Genomic DNA, 10,056 nt, shown 5'->3' on the forward strand with positions numbered 1-10,056 from the left:
AGGTGGGAGCCGATGGGAAGTGCCGACGAGCGTCGCTTTGAGGTGCTGCGCGCCATCGTCGCCGACTTCGTCGCCACCAAGGAACCGATCGGTTCGAAGTCATTGGTGGAGCGGCACAATCTGGGCGTCTCGCCCGCCACTGTCCGCAACGACATGGCGGTGCTGGAGGCCGAGGGGTACATCACCCAGCCGCACACCAGCTCCGGGCGGGTGCCCACCGAAAAGGGCTACCGCGAATTCGTGGACCGGCTCGACGAGGTCAAGCCGCTGTCCTCGGCCGAGCGGAGCGCGATCCAAAGCTTCCTGGAGTCCGGTGTCGACCTCGACGACGTGCTGCGCCGCGCGGTGCGCCTGCTGGCGCAGCTGACCCGCCAGGTGGCGGTGGTCCAGTACCCGACGTTGTCGACGTCGACCGTGCGCCATCTGGAGGTGGTCGGGCTGACGCCGGCGCGTCTGTTGATGGTGGTCATCACCGACTCCGGCCGGGTGGACCAGCGCATCGTCGAACTCGGCGACGTCATCGACGACCACCAGCTTTCCCAGCTGCGCGAGATGCTCGGCCAGGCCTTGGTGGGCAAGCGGCTTTCCGCCGCGTCCACCGCCGTCGCCGACTTGGCCGGCGAGCTGCACGGGCGCAGCGGACTGGCCAACAACCTCAGCGACGCCGTCGGCCGTTCGGCGACGGTATTGCTGGAGTCGCTGGTGGAGCACACCGAGGAACGCCTGCTGATGGGGGGCACCGCCAACCTGACCCGCAACGCCGCCGACTTCGGCGGCTCGCTGCGGTCCATCCTGGAGGCCCTCGAGGAGCAGGTGGTGGTGCTGCGGTTGCTGGCCGCCCAGCAGGAAGCCGGCAAGGTGACGGTGCGCATCGGCCACGAGACGGCCGCCGAGCAGATCGTCGGGGCCTCGATGGTGTCCACCGCGTACGGTCACTCCGATACCGTGTACGGCGGCATGGGTGTGCTGGGTCCCACCCGGATGGACTATCCGGGAACTATCGCCAGCGTGGCTGCGGTTGCGATGTATATCGGCGAAGTGTTGGGTGCCCGATGACCGTGCCCCCGCACCGGAGTTTGTGGACGGCCGCGTAGCCGCGGCTTAAGACGTTTCAGGAGAGTCAGGCGTGGCACGCGACTATTACGGGCTGCTCGGCGTAAGCAGGAATGCCAGCGATGCGGAGATCAAGCGCGCGTACCGCAAGTTGGCGCGCGAGCTGCATCCGGACGTCAACCCCGACGAGGCCGCGCAGGCGAAGTTCAAGGAGATCAGCGTCGCCTACGAGGTGCTGAGCGACCCGGAGAAGCGACGGATCGTCGACTTGGGCGGCGATCCGCTGGAGAACGCCGCCGCGGCCGGCGGGGGGTTCGGCGGCTTCGGGAACCTGGGCGACGTGTTCGAGGCCTTCTTCGGCGGCGGCTTCAGCGCGGGGTCTGCCTCGCGTGGGCCCATCGGGCGGGTCCGGCCCGGCTCGGACTCGCTGCTGCGGATGCGGCTGGACCTCGAAGAATGCGCGACCGGGGTGACCAAGCAGGTCACCGTCGACACCGCGGTCCTGTGCGACCGCTGCCAGGGCAAGGGCACCAATGGCGACTCCGTGCCCGTCCCCTGCGACACCTGCGGTGGCCGCGGCGAGGTGCAGACCGTGCAGCGTTCGCTGCTTGGCCAGATGGTGACGTCGCGGCCGTGTCCCACCTGCCGCGGTGTCGGGGTGGTCATTCCCGACCCGTGCCACCAGTGCATGGGCGACGGTCGGGTGCGGGCCCGCCGCGAGATCAGCGTCAAGATCCCGGCCGGCGTCGGCGAGGGCATGCGCGTGCGGCTCGCGGCCCAGGGCGAGGTCGGGCCCGGGGGCGGGCCGGCCGGTGACCTCTATGTCGAGGTCCACGAGCAGGCCCACGACATCTTCGTTCGCGACGGCGACGACCTGCACTGCACGGTCTCGGTGCCGATGGTCGACGCGGCGCTGGGCGTCACCATCACCATCGACGCCATCCTGGACGGCACCAGCGAGATCACCATCCCGCCGGGCACGCAGCCCGGCACCGTCATCACGTTGCGCGGTCACGGGATGCCGCACCTGCGCTCGGGCGCCCGGGGCAACCTGAACGTCCACGTCGAGGTGGTGGTGCCGACCCGCCTGGACCACCGCGACACCGAACTGCTGCGGGAGTTCAAGGACCGCCGCGGCCGTGATGTGGCCGAGGTCCGCTCGACGCACGCGGGCGGCGGGCTGTTCAGCCGGCTCCGCGAGACGTTTACCGGGCGCTAGTTCCCAGGAGCCCCGCACGTGGTGGCGACGCTGTTCTACGTTGACGCACTGCCTGATGCCGGCGAGCTGGCCGCCGTCGAGGGCGACGAGGGCTTCCACGCCGCCACCGTGCGGCGGATTCGTCCCGGCGAAGAACTGGTGCTCGGCGACGGCGCCGGAACCCTCGGCCGGTGCGTGGTGGAGCAATCGGGCCGCGACGGGCTGCGGGCCCGGGTCCTGGAGCGATGGACCGTCGAGCCGGCGCGTCCAGCGGTGACGGTGGTGCAGGCGCTGCCCAAGTCCGACCGCTCCGAGCTGGCGATCGAGTTGGCCACCGAAGCCGGCGCCGACGCGTTCCTGGCCTGGCAGGCGGCCCGCTGCGTGGCCAGCTGGGAGGGCCCGCGGGTCGACAAGGGCCTGCGCCGGTGGCGCGCCGTCGCCCGTTCGGCGGCCCGGCAGTCCCGCCGGGCGCACATCCCGCCCGTCGACGGCGTGGTGTCCACCGCGGCGCTGACGCAGCGGGTTCGCGACGAGGTGGCGGGCGGCTCCGCGGTGCTGGCCCTGCACGAGTCGGCGACCGACCGGCTCGCGGATAACCCTGTGGCCCAAGCCAATTCGATTTTTCTGGTGATCGGTCCCGAAGGAGGCATCGCGCCTGACGAGATCGCCGCGCTGACCGAGGCGGGCGCGGTTGCGGTCCGGCTCGGCCCGCAGGTGCTGCGGACGTCGAGCGCGGCCGCAGTGGCGCTCGGGGCGCTGGGCGTGCTCACCCCGCGATGGGACCAACATGCGGATACACAATCGCCCGCGGACGAACCGTTGGGACACAGTCCCGACCGGCGGTAGACTGCAAGCCAGGATTTCACCACGTCAGGACCCCAGAAGGCAGGCATCGGAAACCACGTGACGCCCCGCGAGACCAGCGCTGCTGACGCAGCATCGACCGCCCAGGTTCGCAGCAGCATCAACGTTCCGCCCGATCTCGTCGTGGGCCTGCTCGGTTCGGCAGACGAAAACCTGCGCGCCCTGGAACGCATCCTCAGCGCCGACCTGCACGTGCGGGGCAATGCCGTCACCATCTCCGGCGAGCCGGCCGACGTCGCGCTGGCCGAGCGGGCGGTCTCCGAGCTGGTGGCCATCGTGGCCAGCGGCCAGCCGATGACCCCGGAGGTGGTGCGCCACAGCGTGGCGATGCTCGTCGGCACCGGCAACGAATCACCCGCCGAGGTGCTCACCCTGGACATCCTGTCGCGCCGCGGCAACACGATCCGGCCCAAGACGCTCAACCAGAAGCGCTACGTCGACGCCATCGACGCCAACACGATCGTGTTCGGGGTCGGCCCCGCCGGCACCGGCAAGACGTACCTGGCCATGGCCAAGGCCGTGCACGCGCTGCAGACCAAGCAGGTCAGCCGGATCATCCTGACCCGCCCGGCGGTGGAAGCCGGTGAGCGCCTTGGCTTTTTGCCCGGGACGCTGAGCGAAAAGATCGACCCCTATCTGCGGCCGCTTTACGACGCGCTGTACGACATGATGGACGCCGAGCTAATTCCGAAGCTGATGTCCGCCGGGGTTATCGAGGTGGCCCCACTGGCGTATATGCGTGGGAGAACGCTTAATTCGGCATTCATCGTGCTCGACGAGGCGCAGAACACCACGGCTGAGCAAATGAAGATGTTCCTCACCCGACTGGGTTTCGGGTCCAAGATCGTCGTCACCGGGGACATGACCCAGATCGACCTCCCCGGCGGGGCCCGGTCCGGCCTGCGTTCGGCGGTAGACATCCTCGACAGCGTCGAGGACATCTATGTCGCGGAGCTGACCAGCGTGGATGTGGTGCGCCACCGGCTGGTTTCGGAGATTGTCGACGCCTACGCCCGCTACGAAGAGCCCGGCTCGGGGATGAACCGGGCTGCCCGGCGCGCCTCGGGTGGCCGCAGCCGCCGATGAGCATCGAAGTCTCCAACGAGTCGGGCATCGACGTCTCCGAAGCGGAATTGGTCAGCGTCGCGAAATTCGCGATCGCAAGGATGGACGTCAACCCGAGCGCCGAGCTGTCGATGGTGCTTCTCGACACCGCGGCCATGGCCGACCTGCACATGCGCTGGATGGACCTGCCCGGGCCGACCGACGTGATGAGCTTCCCGATGGACGAGCTCGAACCCGGCGGGCGGCCCGACGCGCCCGAGCCAGGCCCCTCGATGCTGGGCGACATCGTGCTGTGCCCGGAATTCGCAGCCGAACAGGCGGCCGCGGCGGGCCACAGCCTGGGACATGAGTTGGCGCTGTTGACAATTCACGGCGTGCTGCATCTGCTCGGCTACGATCACGGCGAGCCGGACGAGGAAAAAGAGATGTTCGCCCTGCAGGACCGGTTGCTCGAAGAATGGGTCGCCGAACAGGTCGAGGCCTACCAGCAGGATCGCCAACAAGAACGCGACCGCCGGTTGCTCGACAAATCAAGGTATTTCGACAATTGACCGGAGTGTCCCAGCTGCTCGGCGCGGTCGCCCTGATCGCTCTCGGCGGGCTTTTCGCGGCGATCGACGCCGCCGTCAGCACCGTTTCGATGGCCCGGGTGCAGGAACTGGTGCGAGAAGAGCGACCCGGCGCGGTGTCGCTGTTCAAAGTGATGAGCGAGCGACCCCGCTACATCAACTTGATGGTGCTGCTGCGCATCATCTGCGAGATCACCGCGACCGTCTTGTTGGTGGTGTTCCTTTACGACAACTGGGGCATCAAGTGGGGGTTGTTCGGCGCGGCCGCGATCATGGTGGTGACCAGCTTCGTCGTGATCGGAGTCGGACCCCGCACCCTCGGCCGCCAGCACGCGTATTCCATTTCCTTGGTGACGGCCCTTCCGCTGCGAGCGATTTCGTGGTTGCTGATGCCGCTCAGCCGGTTGCTGGTGGTCCTGGGCAACGCACTCACCCCGGGCCGGGGATTGCGCAACGGTCCGTTCGCCTCCGAGATCGAACTGCGCGAGGTCGTCGACCTCGCCCAGCAGCGCGGCGTGGTCGCCGCCGACGAACGCCGGATGATCGAGTCGGTCTTCGAGCTCGGTGACACGCCGGCCCGCGAGGTGATGGTGCCGCGCACCGAGATGATCTGGATCGAAAGCGACAAACTCGCCAGCCAGGCGATGAACCTCGCCGTGCGCAGCGGGCACTCCCGCATCCCGGTGATCGGCGAGAACGTCGACGACATCGTCGGGGTAGTGTATCTGAAAGACCTTGTCCAACGGGCCTTCTCGTCTCCCGACGGCGGCCGGGACACCAAGGTGTCGGAGGTGATGCGCCCGGCGGTCTTCGTACCGGACTCCAAGCCGCTGGACGCGCTGCTGCGGGAGATGCAGCGCGACCGCAACCATATGGCCCTGCTCGTCGACGAGTACGGCGCGATCGCCGGCCTGGTCAGCATCGAGGACGTGCTGGAAGAAATCGTCGGCGAGATCGCCGACGAGTACGACGAGGCGGAAACGGCCCCGGTAGAAGACTTGGGCGACAAACACTTTCGGGTTTCCGCGCGGCTGCCGATCGAAGACGTGGGGGAACTCTACGACGTGGAATTCGACGACGACCTCGACGTCGACACCGTAGGCGGCCTGGTCGCCCTGGAATTGGGCAGGGTGCCGCTGCCGGGGGCCGAGGTGGTCTCGCACGGCCTGCGGTTGCGCGCCGAGGGCGGCCCCGATCATCGCGGGCGAGTGCGCATCAACACCGTGCTGCTGAGCCCGGCCGAGCCCGACGGCGCCGACGGGTCGACGGACGGGGAGGCCGAGTGACTGAGGAACTGGACGCCGAGGACGCCAAGCTGGTGGTGCTGGCGCGCGCCGCGATGGCCCGCGCCGAAGCCGACAGCGGCGCGGCGGTGCGGGACGCCGATGGTCGCACGTATGCGGCCGCGCCGGTGGATTTGCCGGCGCTGAAGCTGAGCGGTCTGCAGGCCGCGGTCGCCGCCGCCGCGTCCAGCGGGGCGACCGGCCTCGAGGCGGCCGTCCTGGTGGCGGGATCCGCCGACGATCCCGGCATCGTGGCGGTCCGCGAACTGTCGCCGACGGCCGTGATCATCGTCACCGACCGCGCGGGCAACCTGCTATGAGCGCCGACACGCCCGAATTCCGTTCGGGTTTCGTATGTCTGGTCGGCCGGCCGAATACCGGCAAGTCGACGCTGACCAACGCGCTCGTCGGTGCCAAGGTGGCGATCACGTCGACGCGGCCGCAGACCACCCGGCACACCATCCGCGGCATCGTGCACCGCGAAAGCTTCCAGATCATCCTGGTCGACACCCCGGGCCTGCATCGGCCGCGCACCCTGCTGGGCAAGCGGCTCAACGACCTGGTCCGCGATACCTACGCCGAGGTCGACGTGATCGGGCTGTGCATCCCGGCCGACGAGGCCATCGGGCCGGGCGACCGCTGGATCGTCGAGCAGATCCGGGCGGTCGCGCCTAAGACCACGCTCGTCGCGGTCGTCACCAAGATCGACAAGGTGCCCAAAGACCGGGTGGCCGCGCAGCTCGTCGCCGTCAGCGAATTGGTCGGCGGCTCAGCCGAAATCGTGCCGGTGTCGGCGGTGACCGGCGCTCAGGTCGACGTGCTGATCGACGTGCTGGCCGCGGCGCTGCCCGTCGGCCCCGCGTACTACCCCGACGGCGAGCTGACCGATGAGCCCGAGGAGGTCCTGATGGCCGAGCTCATCCGCGAGGCCGCCCTGGAGGGGGTGCGCGACGAGCTGCCGCATTCGTTGGCGGTGGTGATCGACGAAATCAATCCGCGGGACGACCGGGACGATCTCATCGACGTGCACGCCATCCTCTACGTCGAGCGGGACAGCCAGAAGGGCATCGTGATCGGCAAGGGCGGCGCGCGGCTGCGGGAAGTGGGTACCGCCGCGCGGGCCCAGATCGAGAAGCTGCTGGGCACCAAGATCTACCTCGACCTGCGCGTCAAGGTGGCCAAGAATTGGCAGAGCGATCCCAAACAGCTTGGTCGGCTTGGTTTTTAGCGCTCAAGTTTTTTCTGCCGCGTAAAGGGTAGCCGCCCAGCATGACGCAACCACAACTCGCCCTGATAACCGGCGCGTCCAGCGGAATCGGGTTTGAACTGGCCAAGCAGTTCGCCCAACACGGCTACGACCTCGTCGTGGCGGCCGAGGACGATGCCATCCACGACGTACCCCAAAAGCTGTCCCAGTACAGCGCCGCCGTCCAGCCGGTGCAAGTCGACCTGCGCAATCCCGACGGGGTAGAGCACTTGTACCAGAGCACGATCGAAGGCGACCGCGTGCTGGCGGCCGCGGCGCTCAACGCGGGTGTCGGTCGCGGGGAGATGTTCCTCAAAAGTGAGCTCGCCGACGACCTCGCCATGGTCGATCTCAACGTGCGCTCGACGGTGCATCTGGCCAAGCTGGTGCTGCGCGACATGGCGAACCGTGATGAGGGCAAAGTGCTTTTCATCTCGTCCATCGCGTCTCAGATGCCGGGTTCCTATCAGCCCGTCTACAACGCATCGAAGTCGTTCATCCAGTCGTTGGCCGAGGCGCTCCGCGACGAATTGCGCGACACCTCAATCACTGTCACGGCCCTGATGCCCGGCCCGACGGACACCAACTTTTTCGGCCGCGCCAAGATGGTCGATTCACTGATGGGCAAGATGCCCAAGGACGGCCCCGCTCAGGTCGCACGTCAGGGGTTCGAGGCGCTGATGCGCGGCGATCAGAAAGTCGTTGCGGGCTCGGTCTTTTCCAAGGTGATGGGGGCCGCGAACCGCGTGCTGCCCGACGAGGTCAAAGCCATCGGTAACCGGGTCATGTCGATGCCGCGCGGTAACGGCAACTGAGTCAGGCGAGCACCCGGATGGTCTCCATCGACGGATCGGCCGCGTCGGGCACGTTCATCCCGGCCCGCACGCCGGAGCGCAAGTAGTCCAGCACCGCCTCGTTGAGGCACTCGCCGGGAATGACGGCCGGAATGCCGGGCGGGTAGGGCGTGACCTGCTCGGCGGAGACCCGTCCGGCCGCCCGATCGCTCGGCACCGTCTCGACGCGCCCGAAGAACGCGTCCCGCGGCAGGCAGACGTTCTCCAACTGCAGATCGTCGGGCGACGGCAGGTCGATTTGCGGCGGAGGTTCGAAATCGTCGGCCGCCTTGCGCCATTCGCCCAGCGCCTGGGTGAGACGGTCGGCGGTGGTCTTGTCGTCGGCGAAGGACAGCGTCGCCAGGATGCGGCGGTGATCGCTCATCCCGATGTCGACGTGAGCGTGCGCGCGCAGCCAGTCGGCGGCCTGGTAACCCGAAGTGCCCGTGGCCGATACGTCCATCAGCACCTGCATTCGGTCCAGGTCGTGTGACGCCTGCACCCCGAGCAGCTCGTCGTCGAGCACCTCCACATCGGGAATGCATTCGATCTCGTCGCGTAGCTGATGTGTCAAATCCAGTGCGGCGCCGAGCAATTCGTGGCCCTTTTCCACCATCTGCCGCCGCCAACCGTCCATCGCCGAATACACCAGCACGTTGGGGCTGGTGGTCATCAGCAGGTCCGCGCACGCCGAGAGGCGCTTCTGATCGATCAGATCGCCCTGCAGGTGAAACACCGAGCCCTGCTCGAAGCCCGCCCCCATCTTGTGCACGCTGACCACGCAGACGTCCGCACCGGCGTCCATCGCCCAGGTGGGCAGGTCCTCATGGAATGGCAGATGCGCACCCCACGCCTCGTCGATGATCAGCGGCTTGCCGCGCGCGTGGCACACCTCGGCGATTCCGGCGATGTCGGCGCAGGTCCCGTACGGGCTGGGGCTCACGATCAGCGCACCGGCGGCGTCGGGGTACTTCTTCCACGTCTCCTCCACCTCGTGCGGGGAGGGCGGATGCGAGAAGTGATGCTCGGCGTCCCAGCGAGGAGTGATCCAACGGGGCTGCAGGCCCGAGAAAATCAGACCCGCCACGATGGACTTGTGGCTGTCCCGGCCGACCAGCAGGCTTCCGTCACCGCCGGCCACGGCCATCATCGCCGCCTTCACCGACAGCGAACTGCCGCAGGTGGAAAACCAGGCGACGTCCGCGCCGACGGCGTCGGCCATCAGGTCCTCCGCGCGCTTCAGGAATTCGTTGCTGGTCTTGCGGTCATCGAGGCCGCCGCTGGCCAGCACGTCGTCGAGGAACGGCTCGCGCCCCAGCACCGCCAGCACGCGGTCGTCGGTGCCGCGGCCCTGCCGATGACCCGGTGGCGTGAATCCGTAGCGGTTCTTGTCGCGGTAGTCGGCCAGCGCGTTCAGTAGTGGAGCATCGGATTGATCCATTGCAGGGGGATACCCGGGTTGTCACGGGCTATGTGCACAGCCCGCGGGGCGACTATCTGCGCGGCGGCGCGCCGGCGGGCGGCGTGTCGCTGCCGGCATGCCACCAGATCGTCGGCTGCTTGGTCGACCAGCCGCAGACGGCCTCCAGCTCGGCGGCCAGCGAGATGAGCAGCCCCTCGCTGTTTGCCGGGCCCATGAGCTGCACGCCGATCGGCAAACCGTCGGAGGTGAATCCCGCCGGCACGTTGATGGACGGCCACCCCAGCAGGTTCCACGGCCAGGTCAACGGGCACGCGGCGATCATGGCGCGGTCGGTGCCGAAGCCGCCCAATCGGTCGAAGGCGCGCGCCAGCGGCGGTGGCTGGGCGGTGGTCGGCGCGAGTACCACGTCGACGATGTCGAATATCGAGCCGACCCGGCGCTGGTCGGCGGCTTCGTGGCGGCGCGCGCTGCGCAGGATCGCCTCGCCCATCACGTGGCCCACCCGCAGATTGGACAGCGTGC

Annotated in this window: 11 protein-coding genes; 9 read left to right on the top strand and 2 right to left on the bottom strand. The window is 68.3% G+C overall.

The genetic code is table 11. The features are described 5' to 3' along the window. Positions 1-12: 12 nt before the first annotated feature. The 9 genes from hrcA to A5706_RS24745 all read left to right on the top strand — a co-directional run bounded on the left by hrcA (position 13) and on the right by A5706_RS24745 (position 8,093). Positions 13-1,056: a heat-inducible transcriptional repressor HrcA gene (gene hrcA, locus A5706_RS24705; protein WP_068136680.1), complete on the top strand. Its 1,044-nt coding sequence runs from the start codon at positions 13-15 to the stop codon at positions 1,054-1,056. 70 nt (positions 1,057-1,126) lie between these two features. Beyond that, the gene (gene dnaJ, locus A5706_RS24710; RefSeq protein WP_068136683.1) at positions 1,127-2,272 is read left to right on the top strand and encodes a molecular chaperone DnaJ; all 1,146 of its coding nucleotides are present in this window, start codon (positions 1,127-1,129) and stop codon (positions 2,270-2,272) included. Between the two features lie 18 nt (positions 2,273-2,290). After that, positions 2,291-3,097, top strand: coding sequence for a 16S rRNA (uracil(1498)-N(3))-methyltransferase (locus A5706_RS24715; RefSeq protein WP_068136688.1), 807 nt, complete (start codon positions 2,291-2,293; stop codon positions 3,095-3,097). Between the two features lie 57 nt (positions 3,098-3,154). Further along, a complete protein-coding gene (locus A5706_RS24720; RefSeq protein ID WP_068136695.1) occupies positions 3,155-4,201 on the top strand; it encodes a PhoH family protein in 1,047 nt (348 codons plus the stop codon). After that, the gene (gene ybeY, locus A5706_RS24725; RefSeq protein WP_068136698.1) at positions 4,198-4,731 is read left to right on the top strand and encodes an rRNA maturation RNase YbeY; all 534 of its coding nucleotides are present in this window, start codon (positions 4,198-4,200) and stop codon (positions 4,729-4,731) included. The genes A5706_RS24720 and ybeY overlap by 4 nt, the downstream gene beginning before the upstream one ends. Beyond that, on the top strand, positions 4,728-6,035 hold the full coding sequence (locus A5706_RS24730; protein ID WP_068136701.1) for a hemolysin family protein: 1,308 nt from the start codon (positions 4,728-4,730) through the stop codon (positions 6,033-6,035). The genes ybeY and A5706_RS24730 overlap by 4 nt, the downstream gene beginning before the upstream one ends. A 53-nt stretch (positions 6,036-6,088) precedes the next feature. Continuing rightward, on the top strand, positions 6,089-6,352 hold the full coding sequence (locus tag A5706_RS24735; protein ID WP_068136739.1) for a cytidine deaminase: 264 nt from the start codon (positions 6,089-6,091) through the stop codon (positions 6,350-6,352). Then, positions 6,349-7,260: a GTPase Era gene (gene era / locus A5706_RS24740; protein WP_068136708.1), complete on the top strand. Its 912-nt coding sequence runs from the start codon at positions 6,349-6,351 to the stop codon at positions 7,258-7,260. The genes A5706_RS24735 and era overlap by 4 nt, the downstream gene beginning before the upstream one ends. 41 nt (positions 7,261-7,301) lie before the next feature. After that, positions 7,302-8,093 carry an SDR family oxidoreductase gene (locus A5706_RS24745; protein WP_068136711.1) on the top strand — a complete coding sequence of 264 codons (792 nt, stop codon included), beginning with the start codon at positions 7,302-7,304 and terminating at the stop codon, positions 8,091-8,093. Between the two features lies 1 nt (position 8,094). On the opposite strand, the gene A5706_RS24750 is transcribed toward A5706_RS24745, so the two are convergent. Continuing rightward, on the bottom strand, positions 8,095-9,552 hold the full coding sequence (locus tag A5706_RS24750) for an aminotransferase class I/II-fold pyridoxal phosphate-dependent enzyme (protein ID WP_068136714.1): 1,458 nt from the start codon (positions 9,550-9,552) through the stop codon (positions 8,095-8,097). A gap of 52 nt (positions 9,553-9,604) precedes the next feature. After that, on the bottom strand, positions 9,605-10,056 hold a 452-nt coding region (locus A5706_RS24755), incomplete at its 5' end, for an amidase family protein (protein ID WP_255406337.1).

Source organism: Mycobacterium sp. E796, from assembly GCF_001672815.1.
Classification (GTDB): Bacteria; Actinomycetota; Actinomycetes; order Mycobacteriales; family Mycobacteriaceae; genus Mycobacterium.

Coding starts and splice junctions, on each gene's coding strand:
- A5706_RS24735 (WP_068136739.1), top strand. CDS start 6,089: ATGGCCCGCGCCGAAGCCGACAGCGGCGCGGCGGTGCGGGACGCCGAT.
- era (WP_068136708.1), top strand. CDS start 6,349: ATGAGCGCCGACACGCCCGAATTCCGTTCGGGTTTCGTATGTCTGGTC.
- hrcA (WP_068136680.1), top strand. CDS start 13: ATGGGAAGTGCCGACGAGCGTCGCTTTGAGGTGCTGCGCGCCATCGTC.
- A5706_RS24750 (WP_068136714.1), bottom strand. CDS start 9,552: ATGGATCAATCCGATGCTCCACTACTGAACGCGCTGGCCGACTACCGC.
- A5706_RS24745 (WP_068136711.1), top strand. CDS start 7,302: ATGACGCAACCACAACTCGCCCTGATAACCGGCGCGTCCAGCGGAATC.
- ybeY (WP_068136698.1), top strand. CDS start 4,198: ATGAGCATCGAAGTCTCCAACGAGTCGGGCATCGACGTCTCCGAAGCG.